Consider the following 17,121-nt stretch of genomic DNA (forward strand, 5'->3'; position numbering starts at 1 on the left):
CTTAGCGCCCGTTGGCCGGGCGGATCGTCAGAGACTCGACCATGGCATCGTCCGTCGCATCAATGGCCAGGCGCACGGCCTTCGCCACCGATTCCGGGCGCAGGTACTGGGTTTCGTCGTAATCCGCTTCGGCCACACCGCGGTGGGTCTGGATCTGGCGCTGCATGTCGGAATCGACCTTGCCCGGGTGGATGGAGCTCACGCGGATCTTGTCGCGCTGCTCCTCCCGCAGAGCATCGGTGTAGGCACGCAGGGCGAACTTCGTGGTGGCGTACGGGCCAAAGCCCACGCTGGAGCGGTAGCCCGCGCCGGAGTTGATCGTCACCACGGTTCCGTGCGCCGACTGCAGTGCGCCGAGGAGCTGCCGGGTGAGCTCCGCAACCGCAAACAGGTTGATGTCGAAAGCGTGTTTCCACTGTTCAGGAGTGGTTTCGGTGACCGGGTCGTGGGCCACCACACCCGCGGAGTGCACCAGCACATCCAGACTATCGAGCCCCAGTTCTGCCACAGCTGCACCGATGCCTTCCGTATCGGCGAGATCCGCCACGAAGCCTTGCGCGCTTGGGAACTGGGAGGCAACGTCGTAGGCCTTCTCCGAGCTTCCGCCGATGATCAGGTGGTAGTCGTCCTGCAGTTCGCGGGCAATCGCCAGGCCGATGCCTCGCGTGCCGCCGGTGATCAGTGCGATCTTGCGATCCATTGTTGCTTTCCCTTCTATTGCTCTCGTGTTCTCTTGCTCTGTGCCCTTGCGCGTTCTCGCGTTATTCGTGGTCGGGCGCCTACCCCTGCACCACTGTGCCCAGCCACGCCGTCGCATGCGGGATGTGCTGCGCGATCTTCAGCGCCGAGGTCGGTGCCGGGCCGTACGGGGTAAGGGAGGATATATATGACGCCGCAGCGTGGATAGCCACACCAACCGCAGCTGAATCGACCACGTAGTCTGCCTCGTGCGCCTCCAACTCGTACTGGCCGGCTTCTGTGTATCCGGTGTCCCGAGCCCGCTTGCCGGCATCGCGCGCCACCAGCGCGCCCAGAATTCCCGCTAATACGTCGCCGGATCCGGGAGTAGCGGCCCAGGACGATGCGGTATCGACAACCACAGTGCGCTGTGGGTTGGCGATGATGGTGAAGCGGCCCTTCAGCAAAACCGTGCAGTTCAGTTCACCTGCCAGCCGTTCTGTGGAGGTGATCCGGTCCGGCGATTCCGCCGGCAGTCCGGCCGCCTTAGCCAGCCGGTCAAACTCCCCGTCGTGCGGGGTGAGCAGCGTGGGAGCGTTGCGAGCACGCAGGATCTCTAGAACGTCAGGGTTCTTCGCCAGGACGGTGATCGCGTCGGCGTCCAGAACCAAGGGCTGCACCATGTCTAGAACGGCGAGCAGTTCGTCGCGGGCATCGCGATCCGTGCCACGACCGGAGCCAACCATGCGCGCCTGCACCTGCCCCGCCCCGCGAACCACAGGGTGCACAACGACTTCCGGGGTGCTCGCCAGAACGTATTCGGGGTGCTCGCCGATGTAGCGCACCATCGAGCTGGTGGTGTTCACCGCCGCGAGCGTGGCCAGCACGCCTGCTCCCAGATAGTCCTTGCTGCCCGCGCAGATGCCCACTACCCCGCCGGAGTATTTGTCGTCCACTGCCCCCGGCTCGCCGGGCAGCTCCCCGGGCAGAGGTTCCGGACTGCCGAGCAGCTGCGCGGCCAAACCTTCCGGCGCAAGGCGCTCGACAGGCGTGTGCCACAAAGAGACGGCGCTTTGGAGCCTGGACAGCTCGGCGGAAAGCATAGAACCATCGTCCAGGTTGATGTCCTCGCACAGCACCGTCCCGCACGCCGCGCTCAGGCCGTGTGCCCGGCGCAACCCACCGAAAGTGACGGTCACGTCGGCACTAACGTGCCTGCCCGGCGCCTTGCCGGTATCAGCAACCACACCGCTGGGAAGGTCGATGGCCAACACAAGCGGCCGGCGCTTCCTTCCAGCGCGCACCCCCTGGGCCTCTCGCAGGAACTCGTCGACCTCCACCGGGATCTCACCACGCCCGCCGAGGCCGAACATCCCGTCGACGATCACGCGATAACTGTCTGCTCGCTCCAGGCCGACGAAGCTGCCACCCGCCGCAGTGAAGGCCCGCGCGGCGCGCTCGTGCACGCGGTCGGCGCCTTCGAGCGGGAAGGCCTCGACCTTCCTACCCTGCATCGCAAGAACCGCGCCAGCGTACAACGCATCGCCGCCGTTGCCACCCGGGCCGACCAGCAACAACACGGAACCTTCCGCAGCGCCCGCCGACTCCTCTGCTTTGGCCAGCATCTTTTCCGCTACGACCGCCACTGCGTGCGCGGCAGACTGCATCAGCTCGTCCTCTCGCTGCTCGCGGGGGAACAAAGCCGCCTCGGCCGTGCGGATGTCCTGGGCTGTATAAAGAGTGCGCATGTCTCCCATGATAGGTGTGCAACGCACCTACCCTGCGCTCGAACCAGACCCCAAGCCCCGCCCGCGTGAGGGCGTCCTAAAAAAATCGTTTCCCAAAGGTTCCCCAAAGGGCTAGACTGCATAGTCTGAACTGACGCGCCGGCGGCGCGCATAAAACCTCATAAGCGCCTCACTTTTGGAAAAAGGTTCATTCGCTTCACATGCCTCGCCCAATAAACAAGAATCAGCGGTACGTATCCGGACTCGACGGGCTGCGGACGATCGCAGTTGCCGTGGTTGTGCTGTACCACCTGCACGTTCCCGGCTTCGTCGGGGGACTCATGGGCGTGGGCGTGTTCTTCACGCTCTCGGGTTACCTCATCACCGCGAACCTCATGCGTTCGTGGGATAAGAAGGGCAACTTGACGCTCCGCACCTTCTGGCTGCGCAGGTTCCGGCGCCTTATGCCGGCGGTGATAGTCACGCTGCTTGCCACTCTGATTCTGACTGCGGCGCTTGCCCGCAACGAGCTCACCAATCGTTTCTGGGAAGCACTTTCCGCCCTGTTCTACGTGAACAACTGGCACACCATCTTCCAGGAAAAGTCCTACTGGGATAACTTTGGCGGGCCGAGCCCGCTGAGCCACATGTGGTCACTGTCCGTCGAAGAGCAGTTCTATCTGCTCTGGCCCCTGGTGCTGCTTGTACTGCTGGTTGTTACCCGCTCGCGGATTGGTGCACTGATTGGCTCTTTGCTGCTGACGGGCGCCTCCTTCGCCTGGATGTGGGTGCTGGCAACCCCGGGGGTGGACAACACCCGCGCATACGAAGGCACCGATACCCGTGCCGGCGGCCTGCTGCTGGGTGCGTGCCTGGCGATTTGGCTATCCTCCCGCCGCCAAGCGGGTAAGTCCGTCGAACCTGCGAAAAGCACCGCGAACCTGTTTGGCCTTATCGGCCTGGCGGGCATCGTGGCGCTTGTTGTGCTGGTGGAGCAGGAATCGATGTTCCTGTACCACGGCGGGCTAATTCTGCTTTCCGTAGCTTCCGTGCTGGCGATCTTCTCCGTTCTGCACCCGCAGAGCCTGTGGAGCCGGGTGTTGGGCTTTGGCCCGATCCGCTGGCTCGGCGAGCGTTCCTATGGCATTTACCTGTGGCACATGCCGGTAATTGCCTTCATGCCGCAGTCGTGGCTGGAGAACAACAAGCTGCTGGCCAGCATCATCACCATCGGCGTGAGCGTGGCTCTGGCCGCCATCAGCTGGACGCTGATCGAGGATCCAATCCGCAAGCACGGCGTGATCCCGCCGATCAAGGCATGGCTGCGCAGCCGCAAAGCAGACCGCGAGGTCGGCGACAACCGCGACGGCTCTGGCACGCCTGTGGGCATTTTCCGCCAGCCGTTCCCCACCTACTTCACTTCCGGTGCCGCTGTGGTGCTGGCCGCGGTGGTCGCTATTGGTGCGACGCCCATTAGCATCAACCCCACGGCATCCCAGCAGGAAGCTGGCGCGGGCAAGGGCGGTGAGCCCGCAATGGAACTGGATCCGTCGCAGCGCCCGGGTGGCGCTGGGAAGGCTGCGGGGCCGCAGAACCCCAATGCTGAGGGGCCTGCCGAAGATGTCGACCAGGAACCGGATTCCAAGCTGATGAGCTGCAAGCGCGTGGTGCATGTCGGCGATTCCACGTCCATCGGCATGTTCGCCAACGACATGGTGAATGACCCCGAGAACACGGCCTTCGAGACGTATCTGAAGTACGGCGCAGAGGAAGTCATCGACAGTGTCTTCGGCGCGCGCAACACCACCGAGGGATGGCAGTCCGAGGACGGTTCACAGAGCTACCCGCCGGCCATCGACTCCGTACAGGAGCTGCTGCCCACCGCCGCTGGCCCGGATACCTGCTGGGTTATCGCTACCGGTGTGAACGATGCGGCTAACTACGCGGCGGGCGCAAACCTGGCAGCCCCGGAGCGCATCAAGATCATGATGGACATTCTGGGCGACCAGAAGGTCATGTGGCCGACGGTCACCACCAACACCAACGAGGGCTACTACGCGAACTCCAACATGGAGGAGTTCAACCAGGCTCTGCGTGACGCGCAGAAGGATTACCCGAACCTGCGGATCTACGACTGGGCCGCCGAGGCGAAGCCCGAGTGGTTTGCCGAGGGCGATTTCGCCCACTACGGCCCCGAGGGCAACAGCCAGCGCGCCGAGCGCTTCCCCGCTGCCCTGGCCAAGGCCTACCCGAAGTCGAAGGGCGGCCAGCCCTCCGACGAGTTGGTGGTGAACTCCGGACTGTAGGAGCAAACCCCCAAGAACGTAAACTCCCAAGAACGTGCGGAAACACACTAAGCTTCTGTACGTTCTTCTTTAATGCAATGCTTATGCAACGCTCGTGAGATTAGCGCCCATAAGCAGTCCAACGTGTAGGAGCCCAGGCGTGGAATCACCGGAAAACGGCAGCCGGAACCAGCGAGACCAGCGAAGCCAAAGAAACCAGTGGAACTCGCAGAGCTCAGGGCCATCGAATAACACTCGCAGTTCGCGCGACTCGCGGAACGAGTGGAGTTCGCGGAACGAGTGGAAGACCATGGTGCGCTCGGACGAGACCCCGGCCGCCGACACCGATGCGAAAACCGGCTCCACCACGCACCCCTCCACAGAGCCTTTCGAGCCGGTATCGCCGCCCCAACAGCCAGCTTTCAATCCCATTTCAGCCCCAGGCCCCAGCCCCAGCGCAGGCCCCGCACCCGTGTTCGGCCCGGGCATGGCTCCCCCACCTGCGGCAGCCCAGGCCATGGCGCAGGTTCAGCCTCCGAAGAAAAGCTCGGCACTTCTGCCAGCAATCGTCACCTTCATCGTCTGCGTCCTGCTGCTGGCAGGTGGCCTGTTCGGATACAAGAAGCTCACCGAGACCTCCGGTAACGAAGCTGACCCCGGCAAGCCCTCCGCAGCCTCCGGCGCAGCACCTGACGCAAGGGACGACGAGGGGGCTGACGCAGATCCAGTGGCAGAAGACTCCGACGACGGGGGCGACTCCGACGGATCCAGCGAGTCCGGGGAGCAGTTCGACGCCGCCGACCTAGTCCCACGGATGGCCTCAATGACGGTGCCCGACTTCAGCGTGCTCGAAGATGCCGAACGCTCCGATGAAACGAACTTTCCGGCAGTCACTTTGAGCGATGGCGTGTACGGCGAACCCGGCTATGGTTTCAACATCAGACTCGGCAGCAACGATCCAAGCGGCGATCGCGACAAAATCTCCCCAATCTACGCTCAAGGCGACCTTAACGGTGACGGGGAGGACGAAATCGTCGTGCAAATGTACAGCAACCGGGGAGGAAACAGCTTCGTCAACCACTTCGTGGTGTACGACAAGAACCTCACCCCGATGGGCTACACCCAGGTGGATGACCTCGACGAAGATCTGCCGACGATGGGTCTGCGAGGCCAGACGGCCGACGAGGTGAAGATCGAGGATGGAAAGCTGTTCTTCGACTACCTCGGATACGGCGATTCAGACCCGATGTCCTCCCCCTCCCAGCGCACGCAGGTCTACCTGACCTGGAACGGCGGCACGGACTTCGAGCTAGCCGAGCCGCCGACCTTCCTCTGACCCCCTGGCCCAGTCTCGCTAGTCCTGCTTAAACTCGCGGGCGATCAGCAGCTTCATGATCTCGTTCGTGCCGCCGTAGATGCGCTGCACGCGAGCATCCGTGTACATGCGGGAGATCGGGTACTCGCGCATGAAGCCGTAGCCGCCGAATAGCTGCAGGCAGCGGTCTGCCACGGAGCTCTGCAGGTCGGAGGCCAGGTACTTCGCGGCCGAGGCCTGCGCGGGCGTCAGCTTGCCCTCAATGTGTAGCGCCGTGCAGTGGTCGGTCAGAGTCTTCGCCGCCAGCGTCTCACTCGCGCACTCGGCCAGAACGAACTGGGTGTTTTGGAATCCCAGGATCGGGCGGCCGAACGCCTCACGGTCGTTGACGTAGCGGATGGTTTCGCGCACGGCGCCCTCGCAAGCGGATGAACCGGCGATGGCCAGGATCAAGCGCTCCTGCGGCAGCTGCTGCATCAACTGCAGGAAGCCCATACCTTCCTTGCCTCCCAGCAGGTTATCGGCGGGCACTCGCATGTCGGTGAAGAAGAGCTCGCGGGTATCCTGACCACGCTGGCCGATCTTGTCCAGCACGCGGCCACGCTCGAAGCCCTCGAGATCCTTGGTTTCGGCGACGATCAGGGACAGTCCCCTGCCGCCCGGCTGGTCGTTGGTGCGGGCGACGATCACCACAACGTCGCAGTGCGTGCCGTTAGTGATGAAGGTCTTCGAGCCGTTGATTACCCACTCGTCGCCATCCAGCTCCGCGCGGGTCTTGATGGCCTGCAGGTCGGAACCGGTTCCGGGCTCGGTCATGGCGATCGCGCCGACCAGCTCACCGCTAGCCATTCCCGGCAGCCAGCGCTTACGCTGCTCCTCCGTGCCGAGGTGGTAGATATAGTGGGCGACGATCACCGAGTGCACACCGTTGTGCCAGGCGGAGTCGCCAGCCAGGGCAAGCTCCTGCTGGATCACTGCCTCGTGGGCAAAGGTACCGCCACCCCCGCCGTACTCCTCGGGGATGGAGGCGCACAGCAGGCCAGCATCGCCGGCCTTGTTCCAGAACTCGCGCTCGACCTGGTGGTTTTCTTCCCACTTCAGCTCGTTGGGAGTCACCTCCCTGGCGATGAACTCGCGGGCGTGCAGGCGTAGGGCGTCAGTTTCCTCGGTTTCCCAAGGTGCGCGGTAGTTATCCAGAATCATGTCGATGGCTCCCTCAAAAGTGAATCGAAACGCCAGCATGTGATTTTGCCAGCAAAATACTTTCTCGGAAACAACGCTACAACAGTGCGATCGTGAGCTAGCTCACTTTCGAAAAGAGGTTTTAAAAGAAAACAAAAAGTCCCCCCAGTCGGACTCGAACCGACACTGAACGGATTTTAAGTCCGCTGCCTCTGCCAATTGGGCTATAGGGGGCGTGCCATGACCTCAGCCAGCATCCCGTCCAATATATCCTTCTCGCTGACCGTGATCTCACTAAGCCCCCAATCAAGGAACTGGCTCGTGAAGGCGTCCACCACGATAGAACCGCCACCGATCACATCCGCGCGGCCCGGGTGCATAGGCCCGTACTCGCAGCGCTGGGGTGGCGTCAATCCCAAAAGATTGCGCGCCGTGGCGCGGAAGTCCTCCAGCGACAGGGTGGCCATGTGGATAGCCCGCGAGTCGTACTCGGAAAGCCCCAGGGTAATGGCGGCGAGGGTAGTCATCGTGCCCGCCACACCCACGACCTGATCCACGTCGCGCAGATCCACGTTAGAACGCACCTGCTCCATCAGCTCCCCAACAAAGGCGCGAGCCTCGGCGACCTGCTGCTCCGCCGGTGGCTGGTCGTGTAGGAATCGCTCTGTCAGGCGCACACAGCCCATGTCCGCCGAGAAAGCCTGCGGCTCGCGCCCCGGACCGTGTAGGACGAACTCGGTGGAGCCACCACCCAGGTCGATGACGCACACGGTGCGGTCTTGCGCATTTGGCAGATCTGTGATGGCTCCGTGGAAGCTCAGCTCCGCCTCTTGCTCGCCGGAGATCACCTGCGCCACCGCCCCCTCGCGCACTCGCCCCAGGTGTCGGCGGGTGATGTCGAAGAACTCCTCGCGGTTTGCCGCATCGCGGGTGGCGGAGGTCGCCCCCATCATTACGTCAACCACGCCGTACTCGACCATGCGGTCGGTGTAGATCTGCAGAGCCTTGTCCACGCGCTGCAGGGCCTCGTCGGCGAAGCGACCCGTGGCATCCACGCCCTGACCCAGGCGCACGATGATGTTATCCCTGTTGAGCTCGTTAATCTGCCCGTCCGGTGTCCGCTCGCTGATCAGCAGGCGGATGGAATTCGTACCGCAGTCGATGGCGGCGAAGCGGGGAGTCTGGGACTCGTTCTGGGGCTGGTTCTGGGCGGTGCTCATGGTACCCAGGCTACCCCGCGACAGCCCTGGGGTTACGCTGCGGTCACTCTGCGGCAGCCTTGCGACTACTCCGCGATGCTCGCGGCATCCATGGACGTACCCAGCGAGGCCGCCGTCGGCCAGTCCGCAGGCAACGCCGTGCCCTCAAGCTTCGGGTTGTTCTCGATGGCCAACGCAACGGCCTCGGTGCCCAGGCGCACCCGCTGTGGCCCTTCCGCCAGCGCGTAGGCAATCAGCACGTGCAGGCACTTCACCCGGTCGGGCATGCCGCCGCCGGAGAAGTCCGTGCCCAGATCCTCCATCTTGTTGCGCTCGGCCAGGTAGTGCTCGTGCGCGGCCTGGTAATCGGCAGCCAGATCTTCGTCTTCGGGCAGCCGAGCCTGCATCGTCTTCATCACACCTGCAACCTCTAGGCGGGAGGCTTCGGCGGTCAGACGCGGGTCCGTCAGGTAGTACAGCGTGGGGAACGGTGTGCCATCCGGTAGCTTCGGCTGGGTCTTCACCACTGCGGGAACACCATCCGGCGTGTAGTAGCTGACCTCGACCACACCGCGAAGCGGGCGGCCGAGCTGCTGGCGCATTACCTCCAGGTCGTCGTCGGTCGGCGGGCCGGGCTGGCGTTGGTTGGTCATGGATTCCCTCGGTTCCTTGGTTGGAATGTCTCGCTCTAGTTTTGGTGCTCTAGTTAGCTGGTCTAAGTCAGTCGCTCTAGTTACCCGGTGCGGGCGCTGGCGCCCCTTCTGGCGCTGCGGGCTGTTCCTCAGGTGCGGGCGCTGCGGGCTGTTCCTGCTCCGGCTTCTCCTCCGGCACCGTCGGCAGTTTGTGGTCTTCGGTCGCCGGATCGTCTTCCTTGAGCTCTGCCTCCGGCGTGGAGATCGCATCCCACAGCTGGGCGTACCAGTCGCGGTTGCCGTCACCCTCACCCTGGGACTCTTCGTCCGTTTCGGTACCTAGCTCGTCTGCGTGAATCTTCGGGGAGATGATGCGGAATGCCGACTCCCCCGGCTCAATCAACCCCAGTCGCGTGCGCGCCTGTTCCTTGATGAAGTCTTCGTCGCGGTAGCGGTTGAGCTCGCTGGTGAGCTCCGCTTTCTCTTTCTCCTGTGCCTCGATCTTCTGGTTCAGCTGCGCCAGCTCGGCGCGTTGCTCGAAGTAGTTACGCAGCGGGTTGGCTATGGAAACCGCCAGGAAAATCACCAACACCAGCGTCACGAGCCACGTGGTGGGGCTCATGTTCTTGGGCACTTCTACAAAGGAGCGCGCCATGCGTTTCGGCGCGGTTTGCGCGCGGGCTCGGCGCCTTTCGCGCCTCTCGATCGACCGTGCTCGGGGCAGGTGGGCGGACTCGGGGCGGCTGTTTTCTGGCCCCTCTTTTTCGGACGCCACGTCTGCGCGCGGCTGATCCTCCGGCTCCTTGTCCGGTTCGCCCTTGGTCGATTTGCTCATGGTCTACAGAGTCTAGCGAAGCGAGACTGAAATGCGAGTAGCCCACGGCCATCGGCTGGATGGCGGTGGGCTACTTGGGGCTACTTGATTGCCTTACGCGCTTGGAGAGCGCCTAGCACTTACTTGGTGAAGCGAGGGAAGGCGGAGCGGCCTGCGTAGACAGCTGCGTCGCCCAGGATCTCCTCGATGCGCAGCAACTGGTTGTACTTGGCAACGCGCTCGGAGCGAGCCGGAGCGCCGGTTTTGATCTGGCCACAGTTCAGGGCGACGGCCAGGTCGGCGATGGTGGTGTCCTCGGTCTCACCGGAGCGGTGGGACATCATGCTGCGGTAGCCGTTGCGGTGTGCCAGCTCGACAGCGTCGAAGGTCTCGGTGAGGGTACCGATCTGGTTCACCTTCACCAGCAGCGCGTTGGCTGCCTTCTCCTCGATGCCCTTGGCCAGGCGCTGCGGGTTGGTGACGAAGAAGTCATCGCCGACCAGCTGAACCTTGTCGCCGATCTTGGCGGTCAGGGCGGTGTAGCCCTCCCAGTCGTCCTCCTGCAGCGGGTCCTCGATGGAGACGATCGGGTACTCCTCGATCAGATCCTCGTAGACCTTCGCCATCTCCTCGGCGGTGTGCTCGCCGCCCTCGAAGTGGTACTTGCCGTCCTTGAAGAACTCGGAGGAGGCAACGTCCAGCGCCAGTGCGACGTCCTCGCCGACCTTGAAGCCGGCCTTTTCGATGGCCTCGACGATCAGATCCAGGGCTGCCTTGGTGGAGTCCACAGACGGGGCGAAGCCGCCCTCGTCGCCCAGGCCGGTGGATAGGCCCTTGTCCTTAATGACCTTCTTCAGGGTGTGGTAGACCTCGGCGCCAACGCGCAGTGCCTCGGAGAAGGTCTCTGCGCCGATCGGGGCGATCATGAACTCCTGGACGTCCACGCCGGAGTCGGCGTGTGCGCCACCGTTGAGGATGTTCATCATCGGTACCGGCAGCACGTGGGCGTTCGGGCCACCGACGTAGCGGAACAGCGGCAGGTCGGCGGACTCTGCAGCGGCACGGGCAACAGCCATGGAAACACCCAGGATGGCGTTGGCGCCCAGCTTGGACTTGTTCTCGGTGCCGTCCAGGTCGCGCATCAGCTGGTCGATCAGGCGCTGATCGTCTGCTTCCACGCCCATCAGTTCTTCGTCAATGTCCTCGATAACGTTCTTGACGGCTTTGAGCACGCCCTTGCCCTGGTAGCGCTCGCCACCATCACGCAGCTCGTGTGCCTCGTGCACACCGGTGGAAGCGCCGGAGGGAACGGCTGCGCGGCCGAAAGAGCCGTCGTCCAGAAGTACGTCTACCTCGACGGTCGGGTTACCGCGGGAATCGATGATTTCACGGGCGTCAATGTTGAGGATCAGGGCCATGTGTCTGCCTCCTTGGCATGTGGCATTGAGGTGCCAAACTGTTGATTATCTGTTCTTGGGTTAACAGCTAACAAAGGTCTCCACCGCAGCGCTGGGCAGCCCACGGGTGGCACCGAGCACAGCGGTCTACTTCCATTGTGGCACCGCCAGAAATTTTTCGCCGTCACGGGCGCAAAACCTGGCCAAAACCACCCCTCCCTAAAGGGGGATTGGCTTACTGCGGCGACTGGCCGATCGCGTAGTTCGCCGCTGCGTCGCGTACCTGCATGACGTATTCGTTGGAGAGGTTGTAGCCCTTGATCGCGCTCTTCCAGCCGCTTTCGGTGCCGAGGTCGCGTCCCTCGTTGCACAGCAGCTTTGCCGCGGTGGCGGCAGCATCATAGACGCTTTGCGGATTCTTCTTGCCATCGCCGTCCGCGTCCACCCCGTAGATCTTCCAGGATTCGGGGATGAACTGCATCGGCCCCAGCGCTCGGTCGTACTCGCGGTCGCCGTCCAGGCGCCCGTCGTCGGTGTCCTCCACCTTGGCGAACTCGCGGCCGTTGAGCTGCGGGCCGATGATGTCAGGTTCGGCGATGCCGTCGTCGTTGAGTTTGGACGCCCCGAAGCGCTGGCCGTCATAAGTCCCGTGGCGGGTCTCTACGTAACCGAGCCCGGCCAGCGTATTCCAGGACAGATTGCAGTCGGGGGTTTCCTTCCGGGCGAAGCCTTCGGCCTTTCCGTAGGCCATGAGAGCCTGCAGAGGGATATGCAGTTCCTCGGACTTCGGTTTAGCCCAGTCCAGCGCCTGCTGGTATGCGCGGTCGCTGTCGTTCGGGTCGAAGTCCGGCGCCGGACTCGCAGCCTTCGGCGGGATATCCGTGGGCACCGGCAGGCGGTCGGATTCGGAGCCGCGGTCACTGGTGACGAACCCTGCCACCAGGTAACCGACCAGGGCGATGATACCCAGCAGTGCGATGACCACGACGAAGAATCCGCAACCACCCAGCAGCCCCCGGTTCGGGCGGCTTCCGACTGCGTCGTCATCCCACACAGAATCGTTTGGTTCGATCCTCTGCGGGCGGCGATAGTGGTTCGACGCCATGAATATCCTTCCTACTTCCTAAGCCTTCTTATGCCTTCTCATGCCTTCTTGGGCTTCTCAGTGCGACCGCTCTGCGAGTTCTTATCGGCTGCGCTTACCAACACTGCGCTTAGGCTACTAGCTGGAAGTTGAACCCGCGTTTCCGACTCGGTGATGTGCAACTCCGCCATATCTGCAAATACGCGTTCGCCGACAGTGATGTGCACCCCGGGGAGCACGCCATGCTCGGTGAGATAACGCACCAGGGCAGCATCCCTGTCGCTGATGCGATCCACGATAAGCTGCTCGCCCGTGTGGGCGTCCGAAAGAAGGAAAGCCGAGCTCGCAGGAATGTGTCCACCCTCGTCGGGAATAGGGTCACCGTGCGGGTCACGGGTGGGGTTATTTAGCAGGCTGGCGATGCGATCGACGAAGGTGTCGGAGACCGCATGCTCTAAAACCTCGGCCTCGTCGTGCACCTCATCCAGGCCGTAGCCCAAGTGGTTGCACAGAAAAGTCTCGATCAGGCGGTGGCGGCGAACCATGGTAAGGGCGATTCTGCGACCCGCTTCACTGAGCTCGATGTCCCCATAAGGGGCGTGGTCGACGAGCCCTTGGGTGGCGAGGCGCTTGATCGCCTCCGAGGCAGTAGAAGGTCGCTGGTCCATGTGGCTGGCTAAGACGGAGAGGGAAACCCCACCTCCGGACCACTCCTGCAGATCGAAGATCTTCTTCAGGTAATCCTGGGACCTCTCGGGAAGGTCTGTGACATGCATGTCGACCAGTGTACGGGGGTAATCGGGGTTTTAAGAACTCAAGGGTGTGGATTAAGCTGCACTATATTGTTCAATACATTGAACATTATGCCCCTCACTATCGGAAGGTTTATTACCTTGCAAATGAAGCCCAGTAAGAAGCTAGTGGCAACTCTGTGCACCACAATCCTCGCAGTTGCAGGCACCACCGCCTGCAATAGCGAGAACACACCCGATGAAAAAGCCGAGGTTCTAACGACTTTCACCATCTTGGAAGACATCACCTCCAACATCGCCGGCGATACCCTCACCGTGCGCTCACTGACCCAACCCGGCGCGGAGGTTCACGGCTACGACCCCACCCCCAGCGACATCGCCGCCGCGTCCGAAGCGGAGCTCATCATCAACAACGGACTGGGACTGGAACACTGGCTGGACAAGCTGACCGCAGACAGCTCCGCCCAGCGCACCACTGCCAGCGACGGCGTGAAGCCCATCAACATCAAGGGCACCGATCAGCCCAACCCACACGCCTGGATGAGCCCCCCCCTCGCCAAAACCTATGTGGACAACATCGTCCAGGCCTTGAGCGACCTGCGTCCGGAAAACGCAAAGACCTACGAGGACAACGGCAAGAAGTACAAAGACAAGCTCGACGACGTGCAGACCGAGCTCCAGGACGGCCTGAAATCCCTGCCTCGCCACCAGCGGACACTGATGAGCTGTGAGGGTGCCTTCAGCTACCTCACCCACGATGCCGGCATGAAGGAGGGCTACATCTGGCCTGTCAACACCGAGGGCGAGATCACTCCCCAGCAAATCACCCAGGCAGCCGATTTCGTCAAGGACAATGACGTCCCCGCTGTTTTCTGCGAATCTACAGTGGAGCCCGGGCCGAAGGAACAGCTCATGCGAGATACCGGTGCCCGCGACGGCGGTACACTGTACGTCGACTCGCTCTCCGAAGCCGACGGTCCTGTACCGACCTACCTCGACCTTCTTTCTTACGACGCTCAAACCATCGTCAGCGGACTCACGGGCAAGAATCCGAAGGAATAGATGAACTCGCCACACTCTTCCCCCTCCCCCGCGCTGGTCGTCGACAATGTGCACGTGAGTTACGGCCACGTCGATGCTCTCACCGGCGTAAACCTGCAGCTCGGCTTCGGCCAGATCACCGCCTTGATCGGCATGAACGGCGCGGGCAAGTCCACCCTGTTCAAAGCCATCATGGGGCTGGTGCGCCCCACTTCCGGGAGCATAACGGTCAACGCCACCGGCTCACGCGGCACGGTGGCCTACGTCCCTCAACACGACCACGTGGACTGGAACTTCCCCATCAGCGTGCGCGACATTGTTGCCAGCGGACGGCGCCGCGCACGCTCCAAGGTAGGCCTGCTACCGCAGGGTTCGGCGCTATGGGGGCTGAAGAGTTGGCGTCAAGAGAAAAGAGAAAACAACCGCATCATCGACGCGGCATTGCGGCAGACCGGACTGACCGACCTGCAGAACCGCCCCGTCGGCGCGCTATCAGGTGGCCAGCGCAAGCGCGTTTTCGTAGCACGCGGCATCGCGCAGGAGGCGAAAATCATGCTGCTGGACGAACCCTTCGCAGGGGTGGATACGCAGTCACAATCGCAGATCACCGCACTGCTACACGAGCTCGCCGAGGCCGGGACAGCGCTACTGATCTCCACACACGATTTGGACCGGCTGCCGGAACTGTGCGACAACGTGGCTATGCTCAACCGGCGGATCGTGGCCGAAGGGGCGCTGGAAGAGGTTCTGACAGCAGAGAACCTCGCGCGCACCTTCAGCACCAACACGGCGGACGCACAGCTGGTCGCTAGTGAGGAGGCGCAGCGATGAGCACACTTTCGACTCTTTTCGACCCAATCCTGGTGCCCCTGAGCTACAGCTTCGTACAGCGGGCGGTGCTCGCCGCCAGCGTGATGGCCGTGGTCGCGGGACTACTGAGCTGCTGGCTGATCTTGGTGGGCTGGTCACTGCTAGGCGATGCGGTCTCCCACGCCGTGCTGCCCGGTGTGGTGCTGGCCTACATCACCGGAGCGCCCTTCGCCGTCGGTGCGATGCTGGCCGCACTCATCGCCGTCGGCCTGGTCGGCTCGGTAAAGGAAAGAACCACCCTGCGGGAGGACACCTCCATCGGCATTGTCTTCACCACCTTCTTCGCCCTCGGACTAGTGCTTCTTTCTGTGACGCCTAGCGGCACGCACTTACAGGAGATCCTGTTCGGCAACCTGCTGGGCATAACGCAGTCCGCACTGTGGCAGATCCTGGCCATTGGAGGCATCGCGTTTGTGGTGTTGCTGGCGAATGCACGCACGTTTACTCTGTGGGCTTTTGACGCCGAACACTCCAGAACCATGGGCTTCAATACGAAGGCCATACGGTGGGCACTGTTGGCGTGCCTGGCGTGCGTGGTGGTGGCCAGCGCCCAGGCCGTTGGCGTGATCTTGGTGGTAGCAATGCTGATTACCCCCGGCGCAACCGCTTACCTGTGGACGCGCCGCTTCCGCCACATGCTGCTTATTGCCCCGTTGGTGGCGTGGGTCAGCTGCATCACGGGCATCCTGCTGAGCTTCAACGTAGACGTATCCACTGGCGGCACCATCGTGCTGGTACAGTCGGCCATCTTCGGGCTGACGTACCTCTTCGCCCCACGTGAAGGCCTGGTACGCAGTTTTCTAACGCGGCGCTAGTTGCCCTGCTGCTGGCTCCCTGGCTGCTGGGGGTTGGGATGCTGAGGCTTGTGCTGTTGGGACTGCAGCTTCTCGCGGAACGCCGCAACAGCTTCGTGTAGGCGGCGCTCTGCCTCACCGGGGCTATCTAGCTCCAGGCCAACCATCGGGTAGCGGATGTCGGTCGGGATGTCCTTATCCGGGATTCCCTGCTCCCGCGCCTCAGCGATGACGGCCTCCGCTGCGGTCAGGGCGCTGGTGCCAGTCGAGCCGACAGCTGTGCCAACAGAGCCGGCGGGGACTGCCGGACCTGCCGTTTCAGCGAGCGCTTGGACGGCCGGGAACTGTTCCGCGTGCGGCTCCTGGCGGGGCTGTGCAGACTGAGCAGGCTGTGCAGGCTCAGCCTGCTTCTCGGCCGCCTTCCGCTCAGCTTCCTTCTTGGCCTCGCTGTAGCGCAGGTAATCCTCGCCGAAACTACGGATTCGCTGGGCTTCCTCTTCCTTCTTGCCCTCCTCCCACAGGCGGTCCTGCTCCTGGCGCGGAACCTGGCGCTCGACCTCCTCAAACAGGTAGGGGGCGCGGGCGCGCAGCTTCGCCGAAAACGCCCCGGCCACGTGGCCAATGTCGAAGGCGCCACGGCGGTTGGCGATCTCCGCGTGGAAGAGCACCTGCAGAAACACGTCCGACAGTTCGGAGCACAGATCCTGCTCTATCCACTCCGGGCGCGCAGCAGCCTCACCCTCGCCCTCGCGCTTCCAGCTCTCCATCAGTTCGATGGTGCGAGCCAGCTCCTCTGTTTCCTCCCGCAGGAACTTCACCAGGCTGGTGTGGGTCATGGACTGCTCCCACTCCCCCTGGCGCAGAGCACGTGCCATCAGCGCCACCGCGTCCTCGATTTCATCCATCACGGAAGCCGGCACCTCGGTGCGCGTCGTGCGGCGCAGGCCGGCCACGGCCGCAGTGTGCTCGTCGGTCCCGACGATCTCGCCGTCCACCACGCCATCGCCCGAGTGGGTGATCTCGGCTGCGTTTTCCCCGTCGGTGGCGTCACTAACAGAAGAGCTACCGGCCTCCAGCTCGCGGGCGGGCTCCATGTGCACCTTGAGGCTCGGTGCGGTAATGAGTTCCTCACCAGCCTCGATGCGGGTAACGACAGCTTCGTTTTCCAGATCCGTCGTGACGATAATGTCGGACTCATCGACCGTGTGGCCGCCCAGATCCGCGATAACCCAGCGGACGCGGATGGGCACCTCCTCCGTGTAGCACACATCTCCACGGAGCAGATCGACGGCCTCCACGGGAATCATCGCGGGGAAACGGGGATCTAGTAATACGACTGACATGGCGGTTA

Annotated in this window: 15 protein-coding genes and 1 tRNA gene; 5 read left to right on the forward strand and 11 right to left on the reverse strand. The window is 63.0% G+C overall.

Features of this window, described 5'->3' with window-relative positions; translation table 11 throughout:
- Nucleotide 1: 1 nt before the first annotated feature.
- Nucleotides 2-700 (reverse strand): SDR family oxidoreductase, encoded by a 699-nt coding sequence (locus HMPREF3166_RS04705; RefSeq protein ID WP_070487899.1) that lies wholly within the window; start codon nucleotides 698-700, stop codon nucleotides 2-4.
- Nucleotides 701-779: 79 nt separating this feature from the next.
- The gene (locus HMPREF3166_RS04710; RefSeq protein WP_070487991.1) at nucleotides 780-2,426 is read right to left on the reverse strand and encodes a bifunctional ADP-dependent NAD(P)H-hydrate dehydratase/NAD(P)H-hydrate epimerase; all 1,647 of its coding nucleotides are present in this window, start codon (nucleotides 2,424-2,426) and stop codon (nucleotides 780-782) included.
- A gap of 200 nt (nucleotides 2,427-2,626) precedes the next feature.
- Between HMPREF3166_RS04710 and HMPREF3166_RS04715 the strand changes: the two genes are divergently transcribed.
- Together HMPREF3166_RS04715 and HMPREF3166_RS04725 are read left to right on the forward strand one after the other, a co-directional pair.
- On the forward strand, nucleotides 2,627-4,711 hold the full coding sequence (locus HMPREF3166_RS04715) for an acyltransferase family protein (protein WP_070487900.1): 2,085 nt from the start codon (nucleotides 2,627-2,629) through the stop codon (nucleotides 4,709-4,711).
- Nucleotides 4,712-4,850: 139 nt separating this feature from the next.
- A complete protein-coding gene (locus HMPREF3166_RS04725; protein WP_141741129.1) occupies nucleotides 4,851-6,026 on the forward strand; it encodes a hypothetical protein in 1,176 nt (391 codons plus the stop codon).
- Nucleotides 6,027-6,044: 18 nt separating this feature from the next.
- Here HMPREF3166_RS04725 and HMPREF3166_RS04730 read toward each other — a convergent pair whose 3' ends face one another.
- The 8 genes from HMPREF3166_RS04730 to HMPREF3166_RS04765 form a co-directional block, all read right to left on the reverse strand.
- Nucleotides 6,045-7,208: an acyl-CoA dehydrogenase family protein gene (locus HMPREF3166_RS04730; protein ID WP_070487993.1), complete on the reverse strand. Its 1,164-nt coding sequence runs from the start codon at nucleotides 7,206-7,208 to the stop codon at nucleotides 6,045-6,047.
- A gap of 139 nt (nucleotides 7,209-7,347) precedes the next feature.
- Nucleotides 7,348-7,421 (reverse strand) — tRNA-Leu (locus HMPREF3166_RS04735).
- Nucleotides 7,412-8,407, reverse strand: coding sequence for a Ppx/GppA phosphatase family protein (locus HMPREF3166_RS04740; RefSeq protein ID WP_070487906.1), 996 nt, complete (start codon nucleotides 8,405-8,407; stop codon nucleotides 7,412-7,414). Before HMPREF3166_RS04740 ends, HMPREF3166_RS04735 begins: the two co-directional genes overlap by 10 nt.
- A gap of 65 nt (nucleotides 8,408-8,472) precedes the next feature.
- Complete coding sequence (locus tag HMPREF3166_RS04745; protein WP_070487907.1) at nucleotides 8,473-9,039, reverse strand: DUF501 domain-containing protein; 567 nt, start codon at nucleotides 9,037-9,039, stop codon at nucleotides 8,473-8,475.
- Nucleotides 9,040-9,115: 76 nt separating this feature from the next.
- Nucleotides 9,116-9,853 (reverse strand): FtsB family cell division protein, encoded by a 738-nt coding sequence (locus tag HMPREF3166_RS04750; protein ID WP_070487909.1) that lies wholly within the window; start codon nucleotides 9,851-9,853, stop codon nucleotides 9,116-9,118.
- Between the two features lie 119 nt (nucleotides 9,854-9,972).
- Nucleotides 9,973-11,250, reverse strand: coding sequence for a phosphopyruvate hydratase (gene eno, locus HMPREF3166_RS04755; RefSeq protein ID WP_034985815.1), 1,278 nt, complete (start codon nucleotides 11,248-11,250; stop codon nucleotides 9,973-9,975).
- 214 nt (nucleotides 11,251-11,464) lie between these two features.
- Nucleotides 11,465-12,334: a lytic transglycosylase domain-containing protein gene (locus HMPREF3166_RS04760; protein WP_070487911.1), complete on the reverse strand. Its 870-nt coding sequence runs from the start codon at nucleotides 12,332-12,334 to the stop codon at nucleotides 11,465-11,467.
- Nucleotides 12,335-12,372: 38 nt separating this feature from the next.
- Nucleotides 12,373-13,089 carry a metal-dependent transcriptional regulator gene (locus tag HMPREF3166_RS04765; protein ID WP_070487913.1) on the reverse strand — a complete coding sequence of 239 codons (717 nt, stop codon included), beginning with the start codon at nucleotides 13,087-13,089 and terminating at the stop codon, nucleotides 12,373-12,375.
- A 123-nt stretch (nucleotides 13,090-13,212) separates the two neighbouring features.
- Here HMPREF3166_RS04765 and HMPREF3166_RS04770 point away from each other — a divergent pair, with 123 nt between their 5' ends.
- The 3 genes from HMPREF3166_RS04770 to HMPREF3166_RS04780 are packed head-to-tail and all read left to right on the forward strand — an operon-like array spanning nucleotide 13,213 to nucleotide 15,791.
- Nucleotides 13,213-14,127, forward strand: coding sequence for a metal ABC transporter solute-binding protein, Zn/Mn family (locus HMPREF3166_RS04770; protein WP_070487914.1), 915 nt, complete (start codon nucleotides 13,213-13,215; stop codon nucleotides 14,125-14,127).
- Complete coding sequence (locus HMPREF3166_RS04775; protein ID WP_005293372.1) at nucleotides 14,128-14,937, forward strand: metal ABC transporter ATP-binding protein; 810 nt, start codon at nucleotides 14,128-14,130, stop codon at nucleotides 14,935-14,937.
- Nucleotides 14,934-15,791: a metal ABC transporter permease gene (locus HMPREF3166_RS04780; RefSeq protein WP_005293374.1), complete on the forward strand. Its 858-nt coding sequence runs from the start codon at nucleotides 14,934-14,936 to the stop codon at nucleotides 15,789-15,791. The genes HMPREF3166_RS04775 and HMPREF3166_RS04780 overlap by 4 nt, the downstream gene beginning before the upstream one ends.
- Here HMPREF3166_RS04780 and HMPREF3166_RS04785 read toward each other — a convergent pair.
- The gene (locus tag HMPREF3166_RS04785) at nucleotides 15,788-17,113 is read right to left on the reverse strand and encodes a MazG nucleotide pyrophosphohydrolase domain-containing protein (RefSeq protein WP_083293819.1); all 1,326 of its coding nucleotides are present in this window, start codon (nucleotides 17,111-17,113) and stop codon (nucleotides 15,788-15,790) included. The genes HMPREF3166_RS04780 and HMPREF3166_RS04785 overlap by 4 nt on opposite strands.
- Nucleotides 17,114-17,121 lie beyond the last annotated feature (8 nt).

Origin of the sequence: Corynebacterium sp. HMSC08A12, from assembly GCF_001807485.1 — a bacterium.
GTDB lineage: Bacteria > Actinomycetota > Actinomycetes > Mycobacteriales > Mycobacteriaceae > Corynebacterium > Corynebacterium evansiae.

Excerpts from the sequence above, each read along its gene's own strand:
- HMPREF3166_RS04760 (WP_070487911.1), bottom strand. The coding sequence starts at position 12,334 with ATGGCGTCGAACCACTATCGCCGCCCGCAGAGGATCGAACCAAACGAT.
- HMPREF3166_RS04745 (WP_070487907.1), bottom strand. The coding sequence starts at position 9,039 with ATGACCAACCAACGCCAGCCCGGCCCGCCGACCGACGACGACCTGGAG.
- HMPREF3166_RS04765 (WP_070487913.1), bottom strand. The coding sequence starts at position 13,089 with ATGCATGTCACAGACCTTCCCGAGAGGTCCCAGGATTACCTGAAGAAG.
- HMPREF3166_RS04715 (WP_070487900.1), top strand. The coding sequence starts at position 2,627 with ATGCCTCGCCCAATAAACAAGAATCAGCGGTACGTATCCGGACTCGAC.
- HMPREF3166_RS04780 (WP_005293374.1), top strand. The coding sequence starts at position 14,934 with ATGAGCACACTTTCGACTCTTTTCGACCCAATCCTGGTGCCCCTGAGC.
- HMPREF3166_RS04775 (WP_005293372.1), top strand. The coding sequence starts at position 14,128 with ATGAACTCGCCACACTCTTCCCCCTCCCCCGCGCTGGTCGTCGACAAT.
- HMPREF3166_RS04740 (WP_070487906.1), bottom strand. The coding sequence starts at position 8,407 with ATGAGCACCGCCCAGAACCAGCCCCAGAACGAGTCCCAGACTCCCCGC.
- HMPREF3166_RS04770 (WP_070487914.1), top strand. The coding sequence starts at position 13,213 with ATGAAGCCCAGTAAGAAGCTAGTGGCAACTCTGTGCACCACAATCCTC.
- HMPREF3166_RS04785 (WP_083293819.1), bottom strand. The coding sequence starts at position 17,113 with ATGTCAGTCGTATTACTAGATCCCCGTTTCCCCGCGATGATTCCCGTG.
- HMPREF3166_RS04730 (WP_070487993.1), bottom strand. The coding sequence starts at position 7,208 with ATGATTCTGGATAACTACCGCGCACCTTGGGAAACCGAGGAAACTGAC.
- HMPREF3166_RS04750 (WP_070487909.1), bottom strand. The coding sequence starts at position 9,853 with ATGAGCAAATCGACCAAGGGCGAACCGGACAAGGAGCCGGAGGATCAG.
- eno (WP_034985815.1), bottom strand. The coding sequence starts at position 11,250 with ATGGCCCTGATCCTCAACATTGACGCCCGTGAAATCATCGATTCCCGC.
- HMPREF3166_RS04710 (WP_070487991.1), bottom strand. The coding sequence starts at position 2,426 with ATGCGCACTCTTTATACAGCCCAGGACATCCGCACGGCCGAGGCGGCT.
- HMPREF3166_RS04705 (WP_070487899.1), bottom strand. The coding sequence starts at position 700 with ATGGATCGCAAGATCGCACTGATCACCGGCGGCACGCGAGGCATCGGC.